This is a genomic window from Acidovorax sp. LjRoot194 (assembly GCF_964253015.1).
In the GTDB taxonomy this organism is placed as follows: Bacteria; Pseudomonadota; Gammaproteobacteria; order Burkholderiales; family Burkholderiaceae_C; genus Acidovorax.
Genome location: NZ_CAXUQB020000001.1, coordinates 851,975 through 875,794, shown reverse-complemented (window position 1 = coordinate 875,794; position 23,820 = coordinate 851,975). Strand labels below are relative to the sequence as shown.

Sequence of the window (23,820 nt, the reverse complement as noted above, 5' to 3'; positions counted from 1 at the left end):
ACGGGCCGTCCGCCCGCGCTGAAGAGGCGAAGAAAAAACGGCTGGCATGCCTTGGCGTGCCGGCCGTTTTGCCATGCGGCCCGGGCGCAGCGCGCCGCGCAGGGCCTATCAGATTTGATGCAATGCAGCATCCGCCGCTCGGTTAGAGTGTTGCCAGAGACAAGCACAAACCGATCCCCAAAGACGCGAAGAGGGCCCGCCCACATGGTGAAGAAAGCGCCACGCCGCACCGCAGAACGCATTCTGGAAGTGACACTGGACCTGTTCAACCGGTTCGGCGAACCCAACGTCTCCACCACGCTCATCTCCGCCGAGCTGCGCATCAGCCCCGGCAACCTGTACTACCACTACCCCGCCAAGGACGAGCTGATCAACGCGCTGTTCGATCGCTACGAGCAGTCGCTCAACGAACTGCTGGCCGCCGCCGACGGAGTGCGCAATGTGGAGGACGCCTGGTTCTTCATGCACACGCTGTTCGAGCTGATCTGGCAGTACCGCTTTCTGTACCGCGACCTCAACGACCTGCTGTCCAAGAACCGGCGCCTGGAGACGCACTTCCAGGCCATTTTGAAGAACAAGACCCGCGCGGTGCGCGCCATGCTGGACGGCATGGGCCGTGCGGACGCGCTGCACATCGACACGCGCGAGCTGGAGGCCACTGCGACCAGCATGGTCGTGGTGCTCACCTACTGGCTCAGCTTCGAGTACGTGCGCGACCCGCGCCGGGCCCTGGAGCCCGAGAGCGCGCAGGCGGCGCTGCTGCGCGGCGCCCACCATGTGCTCAACCTGCTGATGCCGTACCTGGAGGCCGGCCAGCGCGCGCACCTGCTGCAGCTCGTGGAGGCCTACGCCGCAGCGCCCGGCTGACGGGCCTGGGCTGCCCGCCACCACCCCTATATCTTCACCAACAAGAACCTCAGGAGACACAGACCATGGCCAAGTGGACCTCTTTCCCACACGCTGGTGAATACATGTTCGATGCTGTGAGCATCAAGAAGCAATGGGCGCGCCTGCACAACGGCGACGCCGAGCCCGTCCCCAAAGAGCCGGCCGTGCTGCAGGCCTGGGCGCTGTTCCACAGCGGCGACTTCGAGAAGGCCGCCGCGGCCGGCATCGCCGCGGGCGGCGCGGGCATCACCGTCGCCAACAAGGCCACGGCGATCTATGCCAACTACCTGGAGCAAAAGGAAAAGACCCGGCTCGACCTCTTCATGCAGGTGGCAGAACGCGCCGCAGCGCAGGCCGCAGCAGAGCCCGGCAATGCCAACGCCTGGTACTGGCACGCGTATGCGCTGGGCCGCTACAGCCAGGGAATCAGCGTGGCCAAGGCGCTGGCGCAGGGCCTGGGCGGCAAGGTGAAGGAATCGCTGGAGAAAGCCATCGCCCTGTCGCCCAAGCATGCCGACGCCCGCATCGCCCTGGGCGCCTTCCATGCCGAGGTGATCGACAAGGTGGGCTCGCTGATCGGCGGCATGACCTATGGAGCCAAGAAGGACACGGGCCTGAAGCTGTTCCAGGAGGCGCTCAAGCTCAACCCCGGCTCGGCCATCGGCATGATCGAATACGCCAACGCACTGGTGATGCTGGAGGGCGACAAGAAGATGAAGGAAGCCACCCAGCTGTACGAGAAAGCCGCCGCGAGCGAGCCGGTCGACGCGATGGAGCGCCTGGACATCGAGATGGCGCGCGCGGAATTGGAAGAGGAGTAAGGGGGCATCCCCCTGAGGCGCTTCGCGCCTTCCCCCTTCTCTCGAATCACTGGGTGATTCGGGAAGGGGGACACCGCCAGCGCCCGCAAGCGATGCGCCGCCTTTGCGGCTTGGCGGCCCTTGCGCGGCGGTTGCTGGACTTGGTCGCGCCAGTCTTTGAGGTCGGCGCCGGAAGTGGCACCGAAAAATACGCATGGGCCACGAGGCCCATTCTCCAAATCAGCCCCCGAACCGCCGCGCGGCGATCTCCAGCAGTCCGTCGAAGATCAGGTTGTCCACCAGCTCGAAGGGACGCGTCATGCTGGGCGCCATCTTCCAGCCTGCGCCGCCGGTCATCAGGCAGGCCGGCTCCTCGCCGCAGTGCTGGATCACGTGCTGCACCATGCGCTCCACGGCCCCTGCGATGGCATAGGTGCCGCCGCTGGTGAGCGCGTCGCTGGTGTTGGTGGGGAACATGCGCACCTCGCCCGTGGGCACATGCAGGCCTGCGGTGCCGGACTCCAGCGCCCGCAGCATGATGCCGTGGCCAGGCAGGATCAGCCCGCCCATGAAGCGGCCCTGGGCATCGATGCACTCCACCGTGACCGCCGTGCCCACCATCACCACCACCAGCGGGCGCGCGGGTCCCTGGCGCAGCACATGGTGGCGCGCGCCGACCATCGCCACCCAGCGGTCCGAGCCCAGGCGCGACGGATGGTCGTAGCCGTTGACCAGCCCCGCTTCTTCCGTGGACGAGACCACCCACGAAGGCTGCACGTCCCAGATCTCCATCTGCTCCTGCACGCGCCGCTTGACGGCATCGCCGGCCACCACGCAGCCCAGCATGCGCTCAGGGTGGCGCAGCGGCGCCCAGCTGCCTTCGGCGAGCCGGTCGATGTTGTCCAGGAATTCGGCGCCATGGGCCAGCAACGGGGCCCCGGGACGGGGTGCGTCGTACAAGGCCCACTTGAGGCGGGTGTTGCCGACGTCGATGGCCAGAAAAGTCATGCGGCGGATTATCACGAGTTTTGCCGCGCACCCTGATTCGGGGGCGACACAGGGCAACAAGGGCCGAGACGGGGCGCGCCGCGGACGGTCGCCGGCGCGGTATTGTCAAAAATCGTTTCACGTCCCTGTCCGACACGGAGGGCGCGGGCTTTGCCGCTACATTGGTCCTTCCTGTTTTTGTTTCACTCTAGGAGGTACGACATGGGTCTTTTCAGTTTCATCAAGGAAGCCGGCGAAAAACTGTTCGGCGGCAAGGAAGCCCAGGCGGCCACTGCAGCAGCCCCCACGCAGGATGAACTCAACACCAAGGCGGCCAAGGCCATCGAGGCCTACATCGCGTCGCAAAGCCTGGGCGCCACCAACGTGCAGGTGGCCTTCGACGGCACACAGGGCAAGGTCACCGTGAAGGGCACGGCCCCCACGCAGTCGGCGAAAGAAAAGGTCACCCTGTGCTGCGGCAACGTGGCCAACGTGACCAGCGTCGAAAACCTGATGGACGTGACCAACCCCGAGCCCGAAGCCCAGTACCACGACGTGGTGCGCGGCGACACGCTCTCGGCCATCGCCAAGAAGTTCTACGGCGATGCCAACAAGTACCCCGTGATCTTCGAGGCCAACAAGCCGATGCTGAGCCACCCGGACAAGATCTATCCGGGCCAGAAGCTGCGCATCCCAGAGGTTAAATAAGCCCCCCTGAGTCGCCTTCGGCGCCTTCCCCCGAGGGGGACGCACCCCGTAGCCCGGCAAAGCCGGTTCTACGGGAAGGATGGGCCACCCCCTTAGCCGCTGCGCGCCTTCTCCCAAGGGGGACGCACCCGGTGGCCCGGCAAAGGTTCTATGGTTCGAGTCAAGCGCTTGGGGTGATGCGATGAGCATCAAACGGCTTGCCCGATCGCCACACAGCAAAGGCAATGCGCAGCAGCTTGCGCGCCAGCACGACCAGGGCCTCTGTGCTCTTGAGCCCCCTGGCGCGCAGCGCTTGGTAGGTCGCCGCAAACGTGACCGTGTGGCACGCCGACATCGCCGCCATGAACATCTGGTGGCGCAGCGCCGGATTCCCTCGCTTGGACAAGTGCCTGCGCCCCCTGCTACGCCCAGAGTCGTGGGCCCGGGGATCCAGCCCGCTGTAGGCCACCAGCGCATCACAGCTGCAAAACGCCACGCGATCGAGCACGGTGACCAGCAACGCGCTCGATTGGGGACCGATGCCCACGATGCTTTGCAGCAACGTGCGAGCGCGGTGCAACTGCTCTTGCTCTTTGATCAACTGCGTAATGCGCCCATCGATGGTGTGCAGCAAGGTGCCAAAGGCGTCCTCCAGCCCCGCGGCCGCCTGCGCGATGCTCGTGCTGCAGTCGCGCAGCGACTGGCGCAGCGCGGTGCGCTTGGTCACCACCGTCCAGCGCTGGCCCAGCAACTGCTCCAGTTCGGCCTGACAGGCGCTGGGGACACGGTGCGGGTGCAGCCGCTCGTGGTGCTCGGCCAGGTAGCGGGCAATGATCCGGGCATCCACCCGGTCGGTCTTGCCGCGCGCGCCCAGGCCCTTGGCGTAGAAGTACACATCGCGGGCGTTGAGCACGAACACCGTCAAACCCATGCCGGCGGCCAGGGTGGCCAGCAGCTGGTGAAAGCGGCCGGTGGACTCCATGGCCAAGAGCGCGCCAGGGGGCAGGGTGTGCAACCACTGCACGATGGCAGTGGACTCGTTAGAGACGGCAAGGCAAGCGTCCTGGCCGTGGGTGGCCACGACCAGCTCAGCCTTGGAGACGTCCACGCCGATGAAACAAAGGGGTACTTGCATGATGAGATTCCTCCAATGAACAATGACGATCGTTGGGGTGGAATCCCGCCACAGGCGTTAGCTTGCTTACAGATCGGCGCTGAGGTGCGGCTCAGTTCCTTATCGACGCTCAGGGGCGGGGTGGGGGCTATCTTTGCCAGTCGGTCAAAGCCGATAGCCAGTACTCAGGCCCTCCACCCCAACACCTCCACCATACAAGCCGGTTCCACGGGTGCACTGGCGGGGGGCGGGGGTGATTTGGGCGCGGCGGGTCTGCGCTATCGCTGGGCCGTCCAACACCGTCGAATTCAAAGAAAAATAGCTGCTACCGCTTGATAGACAAGCGCTAGCAGCTATTTTTTTAGGAGCATCAGCTCTGTTTCCATGGCAGGCCGTGGAAGCGCCAGCCGCCGCGTTGGCCGCGGTGGCCCTGGGCGTCGGCATCGCCTTCGAAGCCTTCGAGGATGTTGTAGGCGGTCAGGCCCAGTTCCGTGGCGCGGCGGGCGGCGGCGATGGAGCGTACGCCGCTGCGGCACAGCAGCACGGCGGGGGTGCCGGCAGGGACGGCGGCGCGGATCTGTGCGTCGAAGTCTGCGTTCATGGCCATGCCGGGCCACTGCTTCCAGGCCACGGCCGCGGCGCCGGGCACTTGGCCGACCCAGTCGCGCTCGGCATCGCTGCGCACGTCCACCAGCACGGCCTGGCCGGCCTCGACCCATTGCCAGGCCTGCTGCGGGGAAACATCGCCGGCGTATCCGTCGGCGGGGGTGATCGTCGGGCTTGCTGTCATCGGTCCACTCCTTCGTGTCTCAGTCTCGGGTCTTCACCAGGGCGCAGCGCAGGCATCGATGCAGCCGGTGCCGCCGGCCTTCACCACAGCGGCGCGGGCTCCTCGCGCAAATGGCCGCGCAGCTGCGCGTAGTCGGGCACCACCGTGGCCACGGTGTCCCAGAAGCGCGGGCTGTGGTCCATCACGCGCAGGTGGGCCAATTCGTGCGCCACCACGTAGTCGATGATGGCCGGGCGGTAGTGCAGCAGGCGCCAGTTCAGGCGGATGGAGCCGTCGGCCTTGGCGCTGCCCCAGCGGGTCTGGGCGCTCGACAGACGCAGGCTGGCCCAGCGCACACCCAGCAGCGGCGCAAAGTGGTCGAGCCGCGCGGTGAAGTGGCGGCGGGCATCGCGCATCAGCCAGGCCTGCACGGCGTCGCGGATCTGCGCGGGGCTGGCGCTGTGGGGCAGGCCGATGTGCAGGCTGCGGGCTTCGGCCGGGGCTGCGCCTTCGGGTGCGGCACTGCCGGGCACCTGCTGGGCTGAAGACGGTGCAGCCGACACCAGCGCCCCGCCCTTGCCGGTGAAGCCATGGCTCGGGTCCAGCACCACGGTGAGCGGCTCGCCCAGGTACGGCAGCACGGCGCCGTGGGCCCAGACGATGCGCCCGCCTTCCATGCGCTGCTGGCGCTCGCGCGCCTCGCCCAGCTTGCGCAAGATCCAGTCGCACTTCTCGCGCAGCGCGGCGTCCACCGCCGACAGCGTGACCCAGCTGGGCGCGCGCACCGCCAGGCCGTCGGCGCCCACGGTAAAGCCGATGGTGCGGCGCCGCGCCCGCGTCAGCGCATAGCCCACCACAGCATCGCCCAGCAGCACCTCGCGGTTGGCCTGGGGGTGGCGGAATTCGGCGGGGGACAGCAGCGAGGGCAGCGGCACGCCCGGGGTGTGCATGGCAGGTGTGCGGGCAGCCGGGGGGTCGGCGACCGGCGCAGTGGGTACGAGTGGCGCAGCAGGCACAGCGTCCGCTATATTTTCAGTAGCGTCTCCCGCCCGCCTCTGGCGCGGTACAGGCACTTTGGGGCCGGATCTGGGGGTGGCAGGCGGCGCTACCGGCGCTGTGGCACCAGCCGATGCCGGGGGTGGATCGAACAGGTCGAGCGCCAGTTGCACCAGCCGCTGCATCACGGTGATTTACTTCCCGGGCGTCTGGGTGGTGGCGCCCGTAGCGCTGGCGGTGGGGTACGCCTCAGGGTCCAGGCGGCGCATCTCGGCCTCGATCCAGGCTTCCACCTCGCGCATCAGCTCTTCGGGCTGGCGGCCGGCGCTGGGGATGGGCTTGCCGATGGACACGTCCACCACGCCGGGGCGCTTGATGAACGCCTTGCGCGGCCACACCTTGGCGGACGTCACCGCGATCGGCACCACCGGCGCGCCGGTGTCGATGGCCAGGCGCGTGCCGCCGGTCTTGTAGTTGCCCTTCTGGCCCCGCTCGATGCGCGTGCCTTCGGGGAACATGATGATCCAGATGCCCTTGTCCAACAGCTTCTTGCCTTGCTGCACGACCTTGTTGAACGCCTGCGTGCGCTGGTTGCGGTCGATGTGGATCATGTCCAGCCGGCCGATGGACCAGCCGAAGAACGGCACGTGCAGCAGCTCTTTCTTGAACACGTACGCCAGGGGGCGCGGCATGATCGACGGCATCAAAAACGTCTCGTAGGTGGACTGGTGCTTGACCAGCAGCACGGCCCCGTCGTTCTCGCCCTGCGGCAGGTTCTCCATGCCCATCACGTTGGCGCGCACGCCCAGGATCACCCGGGCACTGCTGATGCACAGCGACAGCCACGCCCGCGCAATGCGGTACAGCGGCCGGCCGCGCATGCCGAACAGTGAGCCCAGCATGATGGCCAGCGTGTAGGGCACCACGGTGATGCCCATCCAGAGGAAGTGAAGGAGAGAACGGATGAAAGCCATGGAGTAAATCAAGCCTTTGGGGCCGCTACCGCTTGATGGACAAGCGCCAGCAGCTATCAATTAAATAGCACCAGGTGGATGGGCCGCAGCAGCTGGTGCGGCCGGTGTAGCCTGCGCCGCAGCCGCGGGTGCAGGCACCGGCACGGCAGGCAGCAGCTGGTCCACAAAATTCTTCAGACTCTCATGCAGCACGGTGCCGGGCGGAAACCCCTCGGGCACCGCACCGCGGGCATCGACCAGGGCCGACTGGCCGGTGCAGACCAGGTGCAGCTGCTGGGCCCCGGCGGCGGCGCCCGCCTGCAGGTGCACAGCGCAGCTGCCCACGATCTGCACGTCGTGCCGCTCCACGCCGTAGCGGTCGCAGATCTGCTCCAGCAAACCCGGCGCGGGCTTGCGGCAGGCGCAGTCCTCGTCCGGGGCGTGGGGGCAGTAGAACACCGCATCGATGCGCCCGCCCACGGCGGCCAGCTGGCGGTGCATCTTGGCGTGGATGGCGTTGATGGCCATCACGTCGAACAGCCCGCGCCCCAGGCCCGGCTGGTTGGTGGCGACCACCACATGCCAGCCCGCGTGGTTGAGCCGCGCAATGGCTTCGAGCGCGCCGGGCACGGCGGTCCACTCGTCGGCGGTGGTAATGAAGTCCTCCCCCAGCGGATTGAGGGTGCCGTCGCGGTCGAGGATGGCGAGTTTCATGGGGCTTGGTTACCTTGTGAGAATCGCCAGCCTATCAGCTTGGGCCATCCGGTCAAACGGCCAGGCGGGAAAGATCCGCGACGCGGTTCATCGCGTTGTGCAGCATCTTGAGCAGGCCCAGGCGGTTCATCCGCACATCCAGCTGCTCGGCGTTGACCATCACGTCGTCGAAGAACGCATCCACCGGCGCGCGCAGCACGGCCAGGGTCTGCAGGCTGGCGGTGTAGTCGCCCGCGTCGAACTGGGCGTTGGCTTCGGGCACGAAGCGCTGCAGCGCGGCATACAGGTCCTGCTCGGCCTTTTCCTGCAGCAGCTCGGGGTTCACGTGGGCATCCACCGGGCCCTCGACCTCGGCCTTTTTCAGGATGTTGCCCACGCGCTTGTTGGCCGCGGCCAGGGCCGGGCTTTCGGGCAGTGCGGCAAAGGCGCGCACGGCCGCGAGCTGCTTTTCGACCAGGGCCAGGCGCTGCGGGCGCAGGGCCATGACGGCGTCCACTTCCTGCGCGCGGTAGCCCTGCTCGCGCAGGCTGCCGGCAAGGCGGTCGTAGATGAAGTCGGCCAGGGGCGCCGATGCGTCGGTGATCTTGTCGCCAAAGGCGGGCACCGCACTGGCGAGCAGGTCGTTGAGCTGCAGCGGCAGGTCTTTTTCGACCAGCATGCGGATCACGCCCAGCGCATGGCGGCGCAGCGCGAACGGGTCGCGGTCGCCCGTGGGCAGGTTGCCGATGCCGAACATGCCCACCAGGGTTTCGAGCTTGTCGGCCAGCGCCACCACCACGCCGGCGGTGTTGCGCGGCAGCGTGTCGCCCGCGAAGCGAGGCTTGTAGTGGTCTTCGATGGCGTGCGCCACGGTTTCGCCCAGGCCGTCGTTCAGGGCGTAGTAGCCGCCCATGATGCCCTGCAGCTCAGGGAACTCGCCCACCATGTCGGTCACGAGGTCGGTCTTGGCCAGTTGCGCGGCTTTGTCGGCATCAGCGACCAAAGCAGCGTCGCCCAGTTGCGTGGCGATGGCTTTGGCGATAGCGCGCACGCGCTCCACGCGCTCACCCTGCGTGCCCAGCTTGTTGTGATAAACCACCTTGCCCAGGCCTTCCACGCGCGAGGCCAGGGTCTTCTTGCGGTCCTGGTCGAAGAAGAACTTCGCGTCGGCCAGGCGCGGACGCACCACGCGCTCGTTGCCGCCGGTCACGAAGCTCGTGTCTTCGGGACTGATGTTGCTGACCACCAGGAACTTGTGAGTGAGCTTGCCCGCGGCGTCGAGCAGCGGAAAGTACTTCTGGTTGGCCTTCATCGTGAGGATCAGGCATTCCTGCGGCACGTCGAGGAACTCGGTCTCGAACGAGCAGGTGACCACGTTGGGCCGCTCGACCAGCGCGGTCACTTCGTCGAGCAGGGCCTCGTCTTCGATGGGGCGCGCGCCGTTGCCCACCTGGGCGGCGGCCGCGGTCAGCTGGCGGGCGATCTCGGCCTTGCGCTCGGCAAAGGAGGCGATCACGGCGCCGTCCTTCTTGAGCGTGGCGGCGTAGCTGTCGGCGTCCTGCAGCACCACGGGCGACACGGCGGCTTCAAAACGGTGGCCCTGCGTGCTGTTGCCCGCCGACAGGCCCAGCGCCTTCACCGGCACCACGGTGCTGCCGTGCAGCGCGACCAGGCCGTGCGCGGGGCGCACGAAGTTCACGCTGCTCCAGCCGGGCAGCTCGCAGTCGGTTTCGAGCTGGTAGCTCATGACCTTGGGGATGGGCAGCTTGGCAATGGCTTCGTGCAAAGCCTTTTGCAGGCCTTCCTGCAGCGTGGCGCCGGGCACCACGCTGTCGTAGAACAGCGCTTCGGCCTTGCCGTCCTGCGCGCGCTTGAGCGCGGCCACGGCGGCTGCCGGGTCGGACACATCGGCGCCCAGGGCCTGCAGCTTTTTCAACAGCGCCGGGCTGGCGTTGCCGCTGGCATCGAGCGCCACGGTCACGGGCATGAGCTTTTGCTGCACGGCCTTGTCGGCCGCCTTGTCGGCCACGGCGGTCACGTGCGCAGCCAGCCGGCGGGGGGATGCAAAGGGCGTGACCACGGACGCTGCCGTGGCCAGGCCCTGCGCCTTGAGCTGGTCACCCAGCACGGTGGCAAAGGCATCGCCCAGCTTTTGCAGCGCCTTGGGCGGCAGCTCTTCGACAAACAGTTCTACGAGAAGGTTTTGGGTCGTCGTCATGTTCTTGTTCTCTTTCGTCCGCTCAGGCTGCCTTCTTGGCCATCTGGTCCACCCACTCGCGGGGCGCCATGGGGAAGCCCAGGCGCTCGCGGCTCTCGTAGTAGCTTTGCGCCACGGCACGGGCCAGGTTGCGGATGCGGCCGATGTACGCGGCACGCTCGGTCACGCTGATGGCGCCGCGCGCATCCAGCAGGTTGAAGCTGTGCGCGGCCTTGAGCACCTGCTCGTAGGCGGGCAGCGCGAGCTGCTGCTCCATCAGGTACTTGGCCTGCTTCTCGTGCGCATTGAAGGCGGTGAACAAGAAGTCCGCGTCGCTGTGCTCGAAGTTGTAGGTGGACTGCTCCACCTCGTTTTGCTTGTAGACGTCGCCATAGCTCAGCGTGTCGGTCCACTTGAGGTTGTAGACGTTGTCCACGCCCTGCAGGTACATCGCCAGGCGCTCCAGGCCATACGTGATCTCGCCCGTGGCGGGCTTGCAGTCGATGCCGCCGACCTGCTGGAAATACGTGAACTGCGTGACTTCCATGCCGTTGAGCCACACCTCCCAGCCCAGGCCCCAGGCGCCGAGCGTGGGGTTCTCCCAGTCGTCCTCGACGAAGCGGATGTCGTTCTTCTTGAGGTCGAAACCGAGGGCTTCGAGCGAACCCAGGTACAGCTCCAGGATGTTGGCCGGCGCGGGCTTCAGGACCACCTGGTACTGGTAGTAGTGCTGCAGCCGGTTGGGGTTCTCGCCATAGCGGCCGTCCTTGGGGCGGCGGCTGGGCTGCACGTAGGCGGCCTTCCAGGGCTCGGGTCCGATGGCGCGCAGGAAGGTGGCGGTGTGCGAGGTGCCGGCGCCCACTTCCATGTCGTAGGGCTGCAAAAGAGCGCAACCCTGCGCGTCCCAATAGGACTGCAGCTTCAGAATGATTTGCTGGAATGTCAACATGGCGTCTGTGGCACTGGCAAGCCAGGGCCGGGCTAGTAGGAAGAGAAAAAGGAAACGATGCAAGGCGTTGGCGCAAGGCCTGCCTACCACCCCAGGCAGCACGGACGGGCATCGCACACGCGAACCGATCATTTTACGGCGCCGCAGCAAGGCCGCCCTGCAAACACCGCGACGCCAGCGCCAGTTGCTGCCAGCAGCCAGAGGTCCAAACCGCCCGCCCCATGAAAAAAGGCCAGGGCCCTCGTGGAGCCCCAGCCTTTCCAACCCATCCGCGCCGCCCATAAGCCACCGCGTGCAGGTGCCGCCCTTTCAGGCAACCATCGGTGCACAGCAGTGCACCAAATCAGTAAAAAACCCGTCGCTCGCCACACCCAGCCCGTACAACAAGGCGCGCCGTTATCGCGAGAGCACCCGTGGATCTGGCTTAGCCAGGCCACCGGGTGCGTCCCCCCTCAGGGGGGAAGGCGCGCAGCGCCTCAGGGGGCTTCAATACTCCCAGAAAATGCGCTGCAGTTCCTTGCTGTCGTTGGTCTTGGTCAAGGCCACCATGGCCAGGATGCGGGCCTTTTGCGGGCGCAGGTCGTGCGCCACCACCCAGTCGTACTTGTCGTCGGGCTGCTCGGCGTTGCGCAGCACAAAACCGTCGGGCACGCGGGCCGAGCGGATCACCTGCACGCCCTTGCCGCGCAGGGCCTTGAGCGAATCCACCGCCTGGGCGGCCACCGAGCCGTTGCCGGTGCCGGCGTGGATCAGCGCCTTCACGCCAGCCTTGCTGTAGGCCTCGATGCCGGTGGTGTTCATGTTGCCGTAGCCGTACACGATGTCCACCGCAGGCAGGGCCTGGATCTCGTCGATGTTGAACTCGGAGTTGGCAGTGTGGCGCTTGACCGGCGCGCGGAACCAGTAGTTCTTGCCTTCCACCACCATGCCCAGCGGGCCCCACTGGCTCTTGAAGGCCTCGGTCTTGATGTTGATGGTCTTGCTCACGTCGCGGCCGCTCTGGATCTCGTCGTTCATGGTGACGAGCACGCCCTTGCCGGCGGCATCCTTGCTGGCGGCCACGGTCACGGCGTCGTACAGGTTCAGCGCGCCGTCGGCCGACAGGGCCGTGCCGGGGCGCATGGAGCCGACCACGACGATGGGCTTGTTGGTGCGCACCACCAGGTTCAGGAAGTAGGCGGTTTCTTCCAGCGTGTCGGTGCCGTGGGTGATGACGATGCCATCCACATCGGCCTGCTTGGACAATGCCGAGACGCGCTGGCCGAGCTTGAGCAGGTGCTCGTTGGTGAAGCTCTCGGACGCGATCTGGAACACCTGCTCGCCGGAGACCTTGGCGACGCTGGCCAGCTCGGGCAGGCCGGCCAGCAGCTTGTCCACCGGTACCTTGGCCGCGGCATAGGTGGCGCTGTTGGCGGCCGACGCGCCCGCGCCCGCAATGGTGCCGCCGGTGGCCAACACCACGACATGGGGCTGGGCGGCCTGGGCCATGGCCACGGCCGATGCGGCCGAGAGCAGCAGGCCGGCCAGCCAGCGGTGGGCGGCAGTGGCAGCAGGTGGGGAAATACGCATGGTGAAAAGTCTCCTGGAACAGGTGTGTTGTGTTTGTGTGTCACGGCGCCTTGCGGCCACCGCGCCGCTTTCGAGCGGTGGCGCATCCTATGAGAGATCGACACACACTGTTGCGGAATAATCAGCACCCCCATGTGAATTTCACTCACACCCCAAAACAGGGACCGACGTATGAACCTGCGGCAGCTGGAAGTTTTTCAGGCGGTGCTCCAGACCGGCAACATGAGCGCAGCGGCGCGGCTGCTGTGCATCACGCCGTCGGCCATCAGCAAGGCGGTGGCGCACACCGAGCTGCAGTTGGGCTACCGCCTGTTCGTGCGCACGCCGGCCGGCCTAACCCCCACGCCAGAGGCGCAGGTGCTGGCCTCCGAATCCACCGGCATCCACCGCCAGCTCGACGCGTTGCGCCGCACCGCGCGCAACCTGGCCGCCAGCGACACGGGCGATGTGCGGCTGGCTGCGATCCCGGCGGTGAGTCATGAGTTCTTGCCGCTGCTGCTGCAACAGCACGCGTTGCGCTACCCGCAGGTGGGCGTGGAGGTGCGCACCATCCACCAGGACCAGATGACGCAGGCCCTGCTCACGCGCAGCGTGGACTTCTGCCTGGGGTTCTACAAGCACCCGCACCCGCAGATCCGCAGCGACCTGCTGGTGAGCGGGCGCATGTACCTGGCGGTGGCCGAGGCGCTGTGGAGCCGGGCACCCCGCGCCACCTCGCACAGCGCCCCGCTTGCGCAGGTGCCGGTGATTCGCCTGGTGGGCGACGACCCCATGCGCCAGTCCATCGACGAGATCGCGCAGCGCCTGGGCACACCGGCGGGTCCGGGCATCCAGGTGCAGACATCGCGCTTGGCGCTGGAGTTGGTGCGCCTGGGCATGGGCTGGACGGTGGTCGACTTTTTGACCGCCACGCGCCTGGACCCGGCCAGCATGGTCACGCTGGAGCTGCACGAGCTGCCGCCGATCTCGCTGTACAGCTACCACGCACGCTCGTCGCCACCAGGGCTGCAGGCCACGCGCATGCTGGCGATGCTGCCGGGTGTGCTGCACGATGCGCTGGCGCCCACCGCCGCCAAGGCCGCACGGCGTGGATCGGGCGGATCAGGCGGAGTGGCAGGCTGACGGCAAGGCACGTCAGGCGAAAAGTCAGGCCCATAGTAAAAAGCCCGCCTGGTCCAGAGACAGGGCGGGCTGTGCGCTATGCACCGCGGGGGTCAGTGGGTCCAGCGGCGCAGCACCAGGCTGGCGTTGGTGCCGCCAAAGCCGAAACTGTTGGACAGCACCGTGGTCAGGTCCGCATCGCGGGTCTGCGTGACCAGCGGCATGGAACCCAGCGCGGGGTCGGGCGTATCCACGTTGGCCGAGCCGGCGATGAACCCCTTGTTCAGCATGATCATGCAGTAGATGGCCTCTTGCACACCGGTGGCGCCCAGCGAGTGGCCGGTGAGCGACTTGGTGGACGAGAACGGCGGCACCTTGTCGCCGAACAGCGCCTGCATGGCCCGCACTTCCTGCATGTCGCCCACGGGCGTGGAGGTGCCGTGGGTGTTGATGTAGTCGATGGGCGCGTCGAGCCCCTCCATCGCCTGCTTCATGCAGGCAATGGCGCCGTCGCCCGACGGGGCCACCATGTCCTCGCCGTCGCTGGTGGCGCCAAAGCCCACCACTTCGGCCAGGATGGTGGCGCCGCGCGCCTGGGCGTGCTCCAGGCTCTCCAGCACCACGGCGCCGCCGCCGCCGGCGATCACGAAGCCGTCACGGTTGGCGTCGTAGGCGCGCGAGGCTTTCTCGGGCGTGTCGTTGTACTTGCTGGACATGGCGCCCATGCCGTCGAACAGCAGCGACATGCCCCAGGACAGCTCTTCGCCGCCGCCTGCGAACATCACGTCCTGCATGCCCCAGGCGATCTGCTGCGCGGCCGCGCCGATGCAGTGCGCCGACGTGGAGCAGGCAGACGTGATGGAGTAGTTGATGCCCTTGACCTTGAAGTTGGTCGCCAGGCACGCGGACACGGTGGAGCTCATGCAGCGCGTGACCTGGTAGGGCCCCACGCGGCGGATGCCCTTTTCGCGCAGCGTGTCGGCCGCCTCGATCTGGTTGTTGGGCGAGCCGCCGCCCGAGCCCATGATGAGGCCGGTGCGCGGGTGGCTGACCTGCTCTGGCGTGAGGCCGGCCTGGGCAATCGCGTCTTCCAGGGCGATCTGCGCGTAAGCCGCGGCATCGCCCATGAAGCGCAGCTGCTTGCGGTCGATGCGCGACTCGATGTCGATCTCGGGTGCGCCGCCCACCTGGCTGCGCAGGCCCAGTTCCTTGAACTTTTCGACGGCCTTGATGCCGCTCTTGCTGGCGCGCAGCGAGGCCTCCACCGTGGCCAGGTCGTTGCCAATGCACGAGACGATGCCCGCGCCGGTGATGACTACGCGTTTCATGCTGCTGCTCCTTCTACCCCCGCAGCCTGTTCCTCGCGCTTGAACAGGCCCACGCGCAGGTCCTTGGCCACGTAGATTTCCTGGCCGTCGGCCAACAGGCGTGCATCGCCGATGGCCATGACCAGTTTGCGCTTGATCACGCGCTTGATGTCGATTTCGTAGGTCACGAGTTTCACGTTGGGGCCCACTTCGCCGGTGAACTTGACTTCACCAGCCCCCAGGGCCCGGCCCTTGCCCGGCAGTTGCAGCCAGGTCAGGTAAAAGCCGATCAGCTGCCACATGGCATCGAGCCCCAGGCAACCGGGCATGACCGGGTCGCCCTGGAAGTGGCAGGCAAAGAACCACAGGTCGGGACGCACGTCCAGTTCGGCGCGGATCTTTCCCAGACCGTGCTCGCCACCATCGCTGTCGATGTGCGTGATGCGGTCGAACATCAGCATGGGCGGCAGCGGCAGGCGGCCACTGTCGGCGCCGAACAGCCGGCCCTCACCCGAGGCGATCAGTTGTTCGTAGGAAAAGGAATCAGCCATCTTCAGTCTTGCTCCAGAACGGCGGGTTGGCCCGCCTCAAATCATCGTTGTAACCAACACGAAACCCAACACAAGCCCCCGCTTGTGGGGCTCCATTATCAAGGCAGCAGGCAGTGCGGGGCGTTTTGGCCCACCGGAGCGCTGGGGCTCCCCCAGCGCGCTGACCTGGATCAAACCCCGCCCACGGTGCGCATCCGCCGGGTTACCGCTGCAAAAACCACCGCCACGGCACCCAGAATCCACAGTGGCCAGAGCCCCCAGCGCGACACCCACCAGGCGTACGGCGTGATCGCCCAGCCCTCTTGCGCATTGAGCCCGCGGCCCCGCACCTCGCCCAGCAGAACGCCGCGGGTGTGGCGCTCCAGAGCATGCGTCACGACACCGCGGTGGTCGATGACAGCCGTGGCCCCGGTGTTGGTTGCGCGCACCATCGGGCGCTCGAACTCCAGGGACCGCATGCGGCTGATGTGCAGGTGCTGGTCGATGGCCAGGGTATTGCCGAACCAGCCGATATTGCTGAAATTGACAAACACCGTGGGCGCCTGGGCCGGGTCGATGAAGCGGGCGCCCAGTTCTTCGCCGAACAAATCCTCGTAGCAGATGTTGGGCGCAATGCGCTGCCCGGCCCACGCAAACGACGGCTGGCCCACGGCGCCGCGGTTGAAGTCGCCCAGCGGGATGTTCATCATGGCCGTGAACCACTTGAAGAACGGCGGGATGAACTCGCCGAACGGCACCAGGTGGTGCTTGTCGTAACGGTACGGCGTGCCGGGCGGGGCCACGCCAGCGCCCATGCCGAGCACGGTGTTGGTGTAGCCGATGGTTTCGTCGCCCATCGGAATGCCCACCAGGGCCGCCTGCGGGCCCTGGGCGTAGCGCTGCTCGATGCCCTCCAGATAACCCGGAAGGAGCTGCTGGGGCAGCAGCGGAATGGCGGTCTCGGGCGCCACCACCAGGTCGGCCTTGGCCGCTTGCAGCTGCTCGGCATACCACTGGAGGGCCAGCGGCACCCCGCTGCCCTGCTGGAATTTCTCGTCCTGCGGGATGTTGCCTTGCAGAAGCGCGAGGGTCAGGGGCTTGGACTGCGCATGGGGGGGCGTGTAGCACAGGTTCACCGCGCAAAAGCGGTCGGCCGTAGCCGCAGCCAGCAGGACAGCGGCCACGACGGGCAAAACCCAGGCGCGCCAGCGGCGCAGGTCTACGCCACGCAACTGCACCACGTACATCGCCAGCACCGCGGCCACGGCACCGATGCCGTAGACGCCCACGTAACGCGCCAGGGCCGCCAGTGGCCCATCGACATGCGCGTAACCCCCGGCGCCCCAGGGAAAGCCGGTCCACAGCGTGCCCCGCGCCAGTTCGGCGACCAGCCACATTGCTCCGAAAAATATAGCACTCAGCGCACGGCTGGCAAGCGACAGGCGGCAAAAAATGCCTACAACCAGCGCGTAGTAGCTGCCCAGGAACGCGGCCAGGCCCAGCACCGCGGCCACGGCCAGGGGCGCGGCCAGCCCGCCGTAGGTGTGCATGGAGATATACAGCCACCAGAACGTGCCTGAGAGCCAGGCCGTGGCAAACAGCCCCCCCGTCAGCGCGCCGCGCCGCCAGCCAATGGCCTGGACCGGCGACGGCCGCACCAGCCAGGCCAGCACCGCCATCGACAGCAGTTGCAGCCACCACAGCGGCTCGCCGCTGCCGGGCCATGCCAGCGAAGCAGCCTGGGCCAGGCCCGCGGCCACCGCCAGCACCGCCTGCGGGACCAGCGGCAGTCCCGCGGGGGCTCGGACGCGCGCCATCACTCGGCGCTGGCGCCAGGCTCTTCGGCCCGCGACACCTTGAACCAGCGCACCGCCCCGCCCTTGGTGTGAAGCACGACGAAGTTCAGGCCCGACAGTTGCAGATGTTCGCCCCGCTTGGGCACATGGCCCATTTCATGGGCGATGAGGCCGCCGATGGTGTCGAAGTTTTCATCCGGGTCGCTGCCCTGGATCAGCACGTCGAACGCCTCGCAGACACGTTCGATGGAGGTGTCGCCGCTGACCCGGTAGGTGTGGTCGGCCAGGCCGAAGATATCGCCGTCGTCCTCGGGGATGTCGAACTCGTCTTCGATCTCGCCGACGATCTGTTCGAGCACGTCTTCGATGGTGATGAGCCCAGCCACGCGGCCGAACTCGTCGATCACCACGGCCAGATGGCTACGGCTGCCGCGGAACTCGCGCAGCAGGTCGTTCAGGCCCTTGCTCTCGGGCACGAAGATGGCCGGGCGCAGCAGCGCGCGGATGTTCAGCTCGGGCGCCCGCTGCAGTTTGAGCAGGTCTTTGGCCAGCAGGATGCCGATGATGTTCTCGCGCTCACCCTGGTACACCGGAAAGCGCGAATGCGCGGTGTGGATGACGAGGTTGAGCAGGTCTTCGAACGGGGCCTCGATGTTGAGGAGGTCCATCCGCGGCGCCGCGACCATCACGTCGCCTGCCGTCATGTCGGCCATGCGGATGACGCGCTCGAGCATCACACGCGCTTCGGCGCCAATGACCTCGTTGTCTTCGGCCTCGGCCAGGGTCTCGATGAGTTCTTCCGTGGAGTCCGGGCCGGGGTGGATGAACTCGGCCACTTTCTGCAGGAAGGTGCGCTTGTCTTCCCTTTCGGACGGTCGCCCAGGGTGCGCGGGGTGCGGGTCAGACACTGTCGTCTAGTGCAGGACGTGCGGTAGTGAATCAGGCCCCTAGGATAGCGGATTGTGGTGACAAGCCGCCGCTGGCGTTGCAACGGGGCCCATCGGCAGGACCCGGCCGGCAGTGCGCCGGTCTCTCACGGGGTTCTGCGGGGGTCTGCGGGCGTTTTGAGGTTATTCGGCCGACTGGTGGCGCGCGTGCTGCACGCCGCTGCGCACTTCCTGCACGTTGGCCAGGAAATCCCAGAACTGCTTGGCCTGCTTCTTGAGCTGGTAGTCCACCTCGGCGAACTGCTGGCCCACGATCTCGGCCATGCGGGTGTCAAAGCTGGCAGGCGGAATCTGCAGGTAGGCCTCGGACTCCGAGCCGTCGCGGCGCACCGTGGCGCCGGCGCTGCGTGCGATCTTGAGCATGGCCGTGTTTTCGGACAGCGCATGGATGAACACCATGTTCACGCCTTCGTTGCGGGCGTGCATCACGGCGCGCTCGAACAGCCGCGCGCCGAACCCGCGGCCCCGGGCCTGCTTGAGCACGGACACGCCGAACTCCGCGCAGTGCTTGTGCTCGGGGTGTTCGGAAAAAGCCAGATGGGCCATCGCGATGAGTTCGAGGCGGCGGTTGTAGATGCCGAAGATCTCGTCGCGGTTGAAATCGAGTTGCTCGGCGTAGCGGCGGATCTGCTCGTCGTTGGCCGCATAGCCGAACCGCAGGTAGCGGTCCGACGGCTCCAGCTGCAACAGATGCTGGGTGATGCGCTCGCGGTACGAGGGCCCCAGGGCACGGATGGGAACCATCACGGGAACCTCCTTCTTGACGCGGCTTTCCGCCGCCGATGGAGCACCTGTCACAGGGCGCAGCATGCCCCTGCCTGCATACCAGGATGCCTTGAGCCAGTCTTTCGTTGCGAACATGGATCGAATATAAGGGTTTTCCCTCACTATTTCCAGTGAATTTGCTGCATTGCAACAAAGTAGTGAGGCCACTCCAAACCCTGCACAATCACCCTCCAACGCTTTCTCAATCAGCGCCAGCAGCTATCAAATCAAGAGCAATTCGCCACAGCACATCCTGCTGCGCCGTCGCCGAGGCGACCCGCGCCCCACACTGTTGTGCGCAGGAACCCTGACCTCCGCAACGCGCGGCTGACTCACTCGGAAGCGGGCGCTTGGCCCGGCAGCGAGCGCTCAGCCACGCGGACCAGGTCCAGCGGCACCGACGGCAACGACGGCACCGGATTGCGCCCGGCGGCTGGCGGCGCAGCGCAGTCTGCCGGCGCCACCACCGGCCCTTGCGCCGCACCTGCGACCCCACCGCCAGCGCCGCGCCCCAGCCGGAGCACGGCCGCCCGGTCGACCAACAGCCCCACGCTGTCGCCCAGTTGCAGGTCCAGCTGCCGCAGCAGCCGCGTTTCGTTGAGCTTGACGTTGCCCACACCGGCCACGACGCGCACGGACAGCATGTTCTTGGCATTGACCTCCAGCACCGCGTCCCGTCCTGGGTGCGTCTTCTCGTCGCACGCGCTGCTGTCATCCGGAGCCGCTGCGGCTCCGGTGTCAGCACAGCGCCGGCACTGCGTCGATTGCAGGTCCAGATGCGCCGCCAGGCCGCGGACCTCGACCGCGCGGCCCGAGACGTGCAGTTGCTCCACCGGATCCAGCACCTCCACCAGCGCGTGCGACAGCGCCAGGTGCTGAAAGCGCGCGGGCAGCACGATCTCGCCCAGCCACTGCTCCTGAAGGTCGTCGGACCCTGCTGTGGGCGAAGGCGTGCGTGGCAACCAGCGCAGCACCAGCGTGTCGCCCTCGCGCACGGCCACCAGCGGCGGCTCGGCGCCGGGCGCTGGCGTGGCCGCGCGGGCGCCCTTGCGGCGGCCCTCGCGGCGCAGGTGCAGGTTCAGCGTGACGTCGCTTGTGCTTCGCAGCACGACGCGTGTCGTGGGCACGTAGCCCCGCGCGTCGCCTGGGTCGCCTTCGATGCGCAGCCGCGTCACGCCTTGCAGTTGTGCCGAAGGGACGGTGTATTGGCGGCTGTCGTCGTCCTTGGCCTTGAAGCGGTCCATTCCGCTGATGGCCAGCAGGACCCAGAAAATGACGAACACACCGGTAAAAAGCCAGGGGCCCAGCTTGCGCGGCGCGCCCGCACGGGAGCGAAACCGCGCCATCACGTGAGCTCCTTTTCTCGCAGGTGCTGGTAGGTTTGCCACCACAGCAGCACCGGCAGGGCCAGCCAGAGCGCGGCGTTCAGTGCGTGGGTCTCGGGGCCCAGCGTTGCAGCCCCGTCCCGCCACCAGGCAAAGAGCACCTCGTCCCGAGGACGCGACAGCACAGAGACCATGACCGTGGCAATGAACAGCACCACGCCGAGCACCAAGGTCTTGAGCATCGCCGCCTTGCGAAAGTACAGCGAGCCCGTCACGGCCGCCCCCTGCAGGGCCCATGCGGCAATGAAGAGCCCCCATTGCTGCGGAATGCTGAGCAGGGCTTCGCGCAGCGGCTGGCGCAGCAGCGGCACGAAGAGCGCGTAGTTCTGCGGATCGAGGTTGGCAGGGTCCGCCCAGGCCGCCCGCATCGCCAGCGCCACACCCTGCGCAGGCCACGAGATCGCGAGGAACAACAGTGTGTAGGCCACGGGGTATCCGACGACCACGACGCCTACGCACAGCAGCCACTTTTCCAGCACCGACGCCGGACGCATCAACACCAGCAGCGCGGACTCGCGCCGTGCCATGCCGTCGAAGTACCGCCCCGCAAACACGAACCCCGTGAGGTACAGCCCCCAGAAATAGAAGGCCGACTGCCCCCCGGTCACAAACACTTCTCCGCGCGACACGCTCAGGCTGAACACCAGCAGAACGCAGTACAGGATGCCCGTCACCAGCAGGTGGCCCAGGTATTGCCGCATGTGCTCCGCCCAGTGGGCACGGGCCAGCAGCGTGAAGCGGTGCCACGAAAACGAGGCGCTGCCTGCGCTCGACAGTGGTGTGGATGCGGGTGCAGATGGGTGGTTGTTTGCGTTGCTCATGCCGTCTCCCCGGCCGCCGGGGCCTCGCGCAGCGGGGCCAGTGCCTGCAGCACCTGGTCACGGTTCAGGCTCAGCGCCTTGTACAAAAGCTCCAGCTGCACCGAGCTGCCTGTCGGCACGGCCGCCTCAGCCTCAGGTTGTTCGTGGGCGCGCAGTGCCACGTAGGCCAGTTGCTGGCCGATGCGCTCCTGGTACAGCAGCGCGCCGCCCGCCTGCACCCGCGCAGCGTCGTCGTCCGGCGCCACGCCCATCTGCAGCAGGCGCGCCAGGTCGTCCATGCGCGCCGACAGCGCCAGCCGCCCCTGGTCGATGAACCAGATGTGGCTCAGGATGCTTTCCAGGTCGTGCGCCTGGTGGGTGCTGATGAGCACCGCGCGGTGCGCGTGCTCGGGGCGCTGCAGGAGCTTGCGAAACTGTGTGCGGCCCACGATGTCGAGGCCGTTGGTGGGCTCGTCCATCAGCAGCAGAGGCGTGCACGTGGCCAGGGCGAAGGCAATGGCGGCCTTTTTTTTCTGGCCCAGGCTCATGGACTCGAAACGCGCGGTGGCCGGCACCTCCAGCTCTGCCAGGTACTCGTTCAGCAGCGCGTTTGAAAAGCGCGGGTAGAACACGCCCTGCGTGGCGGCCAGTTGCGCGCACGTCAGGTTGGGCAGGTGGAATTCTTCCGGCACGATGTAGATGGACGCCAGCAGGTCCGCCGCGCGTGCGCGGGGGTTGCGCCCCAGCACCAGAAGCTGCCCGGCCCAGGGCGTGAGCAGGCCGCAGATCAGCTTGAGCAGCGTGGACTTGCCACTGCCGTTGCGCCCGAAAAGGCCGTAGATGCCGGGCTGCTCCACACGGGCGGCAAAGCCGTCATACAGCAGGTGTCGGCCATAGCCGAACTGCAGGTTGTCGATAGCGATCATGAACAATCCGTAACACCCCCGGGGCCGAGGGCGCGCGGATTGTCACACAGGCTCGGAAGGTGCTCGCGCGGGGCTCAGACAGGCACTGCGGTGGTCGCCTTCACGCGGTCGAGCACGAAGCTCGTCTTGCAATCCTGCACGCTCGGGTGCTTGAGCAGCGTGTCCATGATGAAGCGGCTGTAGTGCGCCATGTCCGCCACCACCACGCGCAGCAGGTAGTCCATCTCGCCGGTGAGCGACGCGCATTCCACCACCTCGGGCCAGGTCTGCACGCTGGCGCGAAACAGGTCCATCGGGTTGCGCTTGTGGCTTTCGGTGTGCTTTTCGAGCCGCACATTCAGGTACGCCGTGAGCCCCAGGCCCACCGCCTCGGGCGGGACCAGCGCCACGTAGCGCTCGATCACGCCGCTGTCCTCCAGACGCTTGACGCGGCGCAGCACGGCGCTGGGCGACAGGCCCACCTGCTCACCGATGACGTCATACGTCTCGCGGCCGTTTTCCTGCAGACGGCGCAGGATGGCGCGGTCCAGCTTGTCGAGTGCGTCAAAGGCTTTCATGGCGCAGGATTCTACGAAATTGGGCAACTTTTTAACCGCCACATTGCGGGCTCGGGTATGTCCCGATAGTGACAAACGCCGCTCCCACGAAGAATGAATCCTGCAAAAAAGAACGACCGTTCTATTTTGTAAATACAAGAAATCACATCACTGGAGACAAACACATGACAGGATTTTTGAGCCGCTTTCTGCGGCGACTTGTGCTGGCGGCTACCGCGGGGCTTTTGCTGCTGGGGGCGGGTGCGCACGCACAAAGCGGCTACACGCAGACGCGCTACCCCATCGTGCTGGTGCACGGGCTGTTCGGCTTCGACTCCGCCTTGGGCATCGACTACTTCTACGGCATCCCCGACGCGCTGCGCCAGGGCGGCGCCAAGGTCTACGTGGCGCAGGTCTCTGCGGCCAACAGCAGCGAGGTGCGCGGCGAGCAACTGCTGGCGCAGGTCAAGACCATCCTCGCGATCACGGGTGCGGCCAAGGTGAACCTGGTCGGCCACTCGCACGGCGGGCCCACCACGCGCTATGTGGCGGGCGTGGCGCCGCAACTGGTCGCGTCGGTCACCTCCATCGGGGGCGTGAACAAGGGCTCGCGCGTCGCCGACATCCTGCGCGGCGTGGCGCCAGCGGGGTCGGTGTCCGAAACCGTGGCCAACGCCGCGGCCAGGGCGCTGGTCAGCCTGATCAACCTCACCTCCGGCGGCACCGGCCTGCCGCAGATGCCGACCGCCGCGCTGGACTCGCTCACCACCGCAGGCCTGGCCAGCTTCAACCGCCGCTTTCCGCAGGGCCTGCCCAGCGGCTGCGGCAGCGGGGCCGAGCTGGTCAACGGCGTGCGCTACTACTCCTGGACGGGCACGCAGCCGCTGACCAACGTCCTCGACGCCAGCGACGGCCTGCTCAGCGTGCTGAGCCTCGTGTTCGGCGAAGCCAACGACGGCCTGGTGTCGGCCTGCTCATCGCGCCTGGGCAAGCACCTGGGCGACTACCGCCAGAACCACCTGGACGAAGTGAACCAGCTGGTGGGCCTGCGCGACTGGTTCTCCACCGACCCGGTGACGCTGTACCGCCAGCACGCCAACCGCCTGAAGGCGCAGGGCCTGTAAG

General features: G+C 67.0%; 23 protein-coding genes. 5 read left to right on the top strand and 18 right to left on the bottom strand.

The annotated features are described in order from the left end of the window. Positions 1 to 204: 204 nt before the first annotated feature. Both ACSQ3N_RS04105 and ACSQ3N_RS04100 read left to right on the top strand, forming a co-directional pair. Entirely contained in the window at positions 205 to 867 is a 663-nt protein-coding gene (locus ACSQ3N_RS04105) for a TetR/AcrR family transcriptional regulator (protein ID WP_056413963.1), read from the top strand. Positions 868 to 932: 65 nt separating this feature from the next. Further along, positions 933 to 1,709, top strand: coding sequence for a tetratricopeptide repeat protein (locus ACSQ3N_RS04100; protein WP_436145658.1), 777 nt, complete (start codon positions 933 to 935; stop codon positions 1,707 to 1,709). Positions 1,710 to 1,928: 219 nt separating this feature from the next. Here the strand turns inward: ACSQ3N_RS04100 and ACSQ3N_RS04095 are convergent, their stop codons facing one another. After that, entirely contained in the window at positions 1,929 to 2,696 is a 768-nt protein-coding gene (locus ACSQ3N_RS04095; protein WP_056164110.1) for a type III pantothenate kinase, read from the bottom strand. 201 nt (positions 2,697 to 2,897) lie between these two features. On the opposite strand from ACSQ3N_RS04095, the gene lysM reads away from it, so the two are divergent. After that, positions 2,898 to 3,383 (top strand): peptidoglycan-binding protein LysM, encoded by a 486-nt coding sequence (lysM, locus tag ACSQ3N_RS04090; protein ID WP_056164113.1) that lies wholly within the window; start codon positions 2,898 to 2,900, stop codon positions 3,381 to 3,383. A gap of 160 nt (positions 3,384 to 3,543) precedes the next feature. Here the strand turns inward: lysM and ACSQ3N_RS04085 are convergent, their stop codons facing one another. The 8 genes from ACSQ3N_RS04085 to ACSQ3N_RS04050 form a co-directional block, all read right to left on the bottom strand. Beyond that, a complete protein-coding gene (locus ACSQ3N_RS04085) occupies positions 3,544 to 4,497 on the bottom strand; it encodes an IS110 family transposase (protein WP_436145657.1) in 954 nt (317 codons plus the stop codon). A gap of 349 nt (positions 4,498 to 4,846) precedes the next feature. Next, positions 4,847 to 5,266, bottom strand: coding sequence for a rhodanese-like domain-containing protein (locus ACSQ3N_RS04080; protein WP_436145656.1), 420 nt, complete (start codon positions 5,264 to 5,266; stop codon positions 4,847 to 4,849). Between the two features lie 80 nt (positions 5,267 to 5,346). Then, complete coding sequence (locus ACSQ3N_RS04075) at positions 5,347 to 6,426, bottom strand: YgjP-like metallopeptidase domain-containing protein (RefSeq protein ID WP_436147914.1); 1,080 nt, start codon at positions 6,424 to 6,426, stop codon at positions 5,347 to 5,349. Positions 6,427 to 6,435: 9 nt separating this feature from the next. Further along, positions 6,436 to 7,215: a lysophospholipid acyltransferase family protein gene (locus ACSQ3N_RS04070; protein WP_436145655.1), complete on the bottom strand. Its 780-nt coding sequence runs from the start codon at positions 7,213 to 7,215 to the stop codon at positions 6,436 to 6,438. 60 nt (positions 7,216 to 7,275) lie between these two features. Next, positions 7,276 to 7,908 (bottom strand): D-glycero-beta-D-manno-heptose 1,7-bisphosphate 7-phosphatase, encoded by a 633-nt coding sequence (gene gmhB / locus ACSQ3N_RS04065; protein WP_436145654.1) that lies wholly within the window; start codon positions 7,906 to 7,908, stop codon positions 7,276 to 7,278. Between the two features lie 52 nt (positions 7,909 to 7,960). Next, positions 7,961 to 10,105, bottom strand: a complete 2,145-nt coding sequence (gene glyS / locus ACSQ3N_RS04060) for a glycine--tRNA ligase subunit beta (protein WP_436145653.1) — start codon at positions 10,103 to 10,105, stop codon at positions 7,961 to 7,963. 22 nt (positions 10,106 to 10,127) lie between these two features. Further along, positions 10,128 to 11,033, bottom strand: a complete 906-nt coding sequence (gene glyQ, locus ACSQ3N_RS04055) for a glycine--tRNA ligase subunit alpha (RefSeq protein WP_436145652.1) — start codon at positions 11,031 to 11,033, stop codon at positions 10,128 to 10,130. 486 nt (positions 11,034 to 11,519) lie between these two features. Then, complete coding sequence (locus ACSQ3N_RS04050; RefSeq protein ID WP_436145651.1) at positions 11,520 to 12,602, bottom strand: type II asparaginase; 1,083 nt, start codon at positions 12,600 to 12,602, stop codon at positions 11,520 to 11,522. A 171-nt stretch (positions 12,603 to 12,773) separates the two neighbouring features. On the opposite strand from ACSQ3N_RS04050, the gene ACSQ3N_RS04045 reads away from it, so the two are divergent. After that, on the top strand, positions 12,774 to 13,724 hold the full coding sequence (locus tag ACSQ3N_RS04045; RefSeq protein ID WP_436145650.1) for a LysR family transcriptional regulator: 951 nt from the start codon (positions 12,774 to 12,776) through the stop codon (positions 13,722 to 13,724). Positions 13,725 to 13,816: 92 nt separating this feature from the next. Here the strand turns inward: ACSQ3N_RS04045 and fabB are convergent, their stop codons facing one another. The 9 genes from fabB to ACSQ3N_RS04000 form a co-directional block, all read right to left on the bottom strand. Beyond that, positions 13,817 to 15,031 (bottom strand): beta-ketoacyl-ACP synthase I, encoded by a 1,215-nt coding sequence (fabB, locus tag ACSQ3N_RS04040; protein ID WP_436145649.1) that lies wholly within the window; start codon positions 15,029 to 15,031, stop codon positions 13,817 to 13,819. Next, entirely contained in the window at positions 15,028 to 15,561 is a 534-nt protein-coding gene (gene fabA, locus ACSQ3N_RS04035; protein ID WP_056166862.1) for a 3-hydroxyacyl-[acyl-carrier-protein] dehydratase FabA, read from the bottom strand. Before fabA ends, fabB begins: the two co-directional genes overlap by 4 nt. Positions 15,562 to 15,731: 170 nt before the next feature. Continuing rightward, positions 15,732 to 17,357, bottom strand: a complete 1,626-nt coding sequence (lnt, locus tag ACSQ3N_RS04030; protein ID WP_436145648.1) for an apolipoprotein N-acyltransferase — start codon at positions 17,355 to 17,357, stop codon at positions 15,732 to 15,734. Further along, positions 17,357 to 18,244, bottom strand: coding sequence for an HlyC/CorC family transporter (locus ACSQ3N_RS04025; RefSeq protein ID WP_436145647.1), 888 nt, complete (start codon positions 18,242 to 18,244; stop codon positions 17,357 to 17,359). Before ACSQ3N_RS04025 ends, lnt begins: the two co-directional genes overlap by 1 nt. A 162-nt stretch (positions 18,245 to 18,406) precedes the next feature. Beyond that, on the bottom strand, positions 18,407 to 19,144 hold the full coding sequence (locus ACSQ3N_RS04020; RefSeq protein ID WP_436126066.1) for an N-acetyltransferase family protein: 738 nt from the start codon (positions 19,142 to 19,144) through the stop codon (positions 18,407 to 18,409). A 236-nt stretch (positions 19,145 to 19,380) separates the two neighbouring features. Beyond that, on the bottom strand, positions 19,381 to 20,394 hold the full coding sequence (locus ACSQ3N_RS04015; RefSeq protein ID WP_436145646.1) for a hypothetical protein: 1,014 nt from the start codon (positions 20,392 to 20,394) through the stop codon (positions 19,381 to 19,383). After that, the gene (locus ACSQ3N_RS04010) at positions 20,394 to 21,254 is read right to left on the bottom strand and encodes a hypothetical protein (RefSeq protein ID WP_436145645.1); all 861 of its coding nucleotides are present in this window, start codon (positions 21,252 to 21,254) and stop codon (positions 20,394 to 20,396) included. The genes ACSQ3N_RS04015 and ACSQ3N_RS04010 overlap by 1 nt, the downstream gene beginning before the upstream one ends. Beyond that, positions 21,251 to 22,159, bottom strand: a complete 909-nt coding sequence (locus tag ACSQ3N_RS04005) for an ATP-binding cassette domain-containing protein (protein ID WP_436145644.1) — start codon at positions 22,157 to 22,159, stop codon at positions 21,251 to 21,253. The genes ACSQ3N_RS04010 and ACSQ3N_RS04005 overlap by 4 nt, the downstream gene beginning before the upstream one ends. Before the next feature lie 74 nt (positions 22,160 to 22,233). Further along, positions 22,234 to 22,716, bottom strand: a complete 483-nt coding sequence (locus ACSQ3N_RS04000) for an Lrp/AsnC family transcriptional regulator (RefSeq protein WP_056166892.1) — start codon at positions 22,714 to 22,716, stop codon at positions 22,234 to 22,236. 164 nt (positions 22,717 to 22,880) lie between these two features. On the opposite strand from ACSQ3N_RS04000, the gene ACSQ3N_RS03995 reads away from it, so the two are divergent. After that, positions 22,881 to 23,819: a lipase family alpha/beta hydrolase gene (locus tag ACSQ3N_RS03995; protein ID WP_436145643.1), complete on the top strand. Its 939-nt coding sequence runs from the start codon at positions 22,881 to 22,883 to the stop codon at positions 23,817 to 23,819. The last annotated feature ends 1 nt before the right edge of the window (position 23,820 follow it).

What these genes read in the sequence shown, in the direction of transcription:
- ACSQ3N_RS04000 (WP_056166892.1), bottom strand. Translation starts at nt 22,716, where the DNA reads ATGAAAGCCTTTGACGCACTCGACAAGCTGGACCGCGCCATCCTGCGC.
- glyQ (WP_436145652.1), bottom strand. Translation starts at nt 11,033, where the DNA reads ATGTTGACATTCCAGCAAATCATTCTGAAGCTGCAGTCCTATTGGGAC.
- gmhB (WP_436145654.1), bottom strand. Translation starts at nt 7,908, where the DNA reads ATGAAACTCGCCATCCTCGACCGCGACGGCACCCTCAATCCGCTGGGG.
- ACSQ3N_RS04015 (WP_436145646.1), bottom strand. Translation starts at nt 20,394, where the DNA reads ATGGCGCGGTTTCGCTCCCGTGCGGGCGCGCCGCGCAAGCTGGGCCCC.
- ACSQ3N_RS04095 (WP_056164110.1), bottom strand. Translation starts at nt 2,696, where the DNA reads ATGACTTTTCTGGCCATCGACGTCGGCAACACCCGCCTCAAGTGGGCC.
- ACSQ3N_RS04020 (WP_436126066.1), bottom strand. Translation starts at nt 19,144, where the DNA reads ATGTTCGCAACGAAAGACTGGCTCAAGGCATCCTGGTATGCAGGCAGG.
- ACSQ3N_RS04080 (WP_436145656.1), bottom strand. Translation starts at nt 5,266, where the DNA reads ATGACAGCAAGCCCGACGATCACCCCCGCCGACGGATACGCCGGCGAT.
- fabB (WP_436145649.1), bottom strand. Translation starts at nt 15,031, where the DNA reads ATGAAACGCGTAGTCATCACCGGCGCGGGCATCGTCTCGTGCATTGGC.
- ACSQ3N_RS04075 (WP_436147914.1), bottom strand. Translation starts at nt 6,426, where the DNA reads ATGCAGCGGCTGGTGCAACTGGCGCTCGACCTGTTCGATCCACCCCCG.
- fabA (WP_056166862.1), bottom strand. Translation starts at nt 15,561, where the DNA reads ATGGCTGATTCCTTTTCCTACGAACAACTGATCGCCTCGGGTGAGGGC.
- lysM (WP_056164113.1), top strand. Translation starts at nt 2,898, where the DNA reads ATGGGTCTTTTCAGTTTCATCAAGGAAGCCGGCGAAAAACTGTTCGGC.
- ACSQ3N_RS04105 (WP_056413963.1), top strand. Translation starts at nt 205, where the DNA reads ATGGTGAAGAAAGCGCCACGCCGCACCGCAGAACGCATTCTGGAAGTG.
- ACSQ3N_RS04100 (WP_436145658.1), top strand. Translation starts at nt 933, where the DNA reads ATGGCCAAGTGGACCTCTTTCCCACACGCTGGTGAATACATGTTCGAT.
- lnt (WP_436145648.1), bottom strand. Translation starts at nt 17,357, where the DNA reads ATGGCGCGCGTCCGAGCCCCCGCGGGACTGCCGCTGGTCCCGCAGGCG.
- ACSQ3N_RS04045 (WP_436145650.1), top strand. Translation starts at nt 12,774, where the DNA reads ATGAACCTGCGGCAGCTGGAAGTTTTTCAGGCGGTGCTCCAGACCGGC.
- ACSQ3N_RS04085 (WP_436145657.1), bottom strand. Translation starts at nt 4,497, where the DNA reads ATGCAAGTACCCCTTTGTTTCATCGGCGTGGACGTCTCCAAGGCTGAG.
- ACSQ3N_RS04010 (WP_436145645.1), bottom strand. Translation starts at nt 21,254, where the DNA reads ATGAGCAACGCAAACAACCACCCATCTGCACCCGCATCCACACCACTG.
- ACSQ3N_RS04050 (WP_436145651.1), bottom strand. Translation starts at nt 12,602, where the DNA reads ATGCGTATTTCCCCACCTGCTGCCACTGCCGCCCACCGCTGGCTGGCC.
- ACSQ3N_RS03995 (WP_436145643.1), top strand. Translation starts at nt 22,881, where the DNA reads ATGACAGGATTTTTGAGCCGCTTTCTGCGGCGACTTGTGCTGGCGGCT.
- ACSQ3N_RS04005 (WP_436145644.1), bottom strand. Translation starts at nt 22,159, where the DNA reads ATGATCGCTATCGACAACCTGCAGTTCGGCTATGGCCGACACCTGCTG.
- ACSQ3N_RS04070 (WP_436145655.1), bottom strand. Translation starts at nt 7,215, where the DNA reads ATGGCTTTCATCCGTTCTCTCCTTCACTTCCTCTGGATGGGCATCACC.
- glyS (WP_436145653.1), bottom strand. Translation starts at nt 10,105, where the DNA reads ATGACGACGACCCAAAACCTTCTCGTAGAACTGTTTGTCGAAGAGCTG.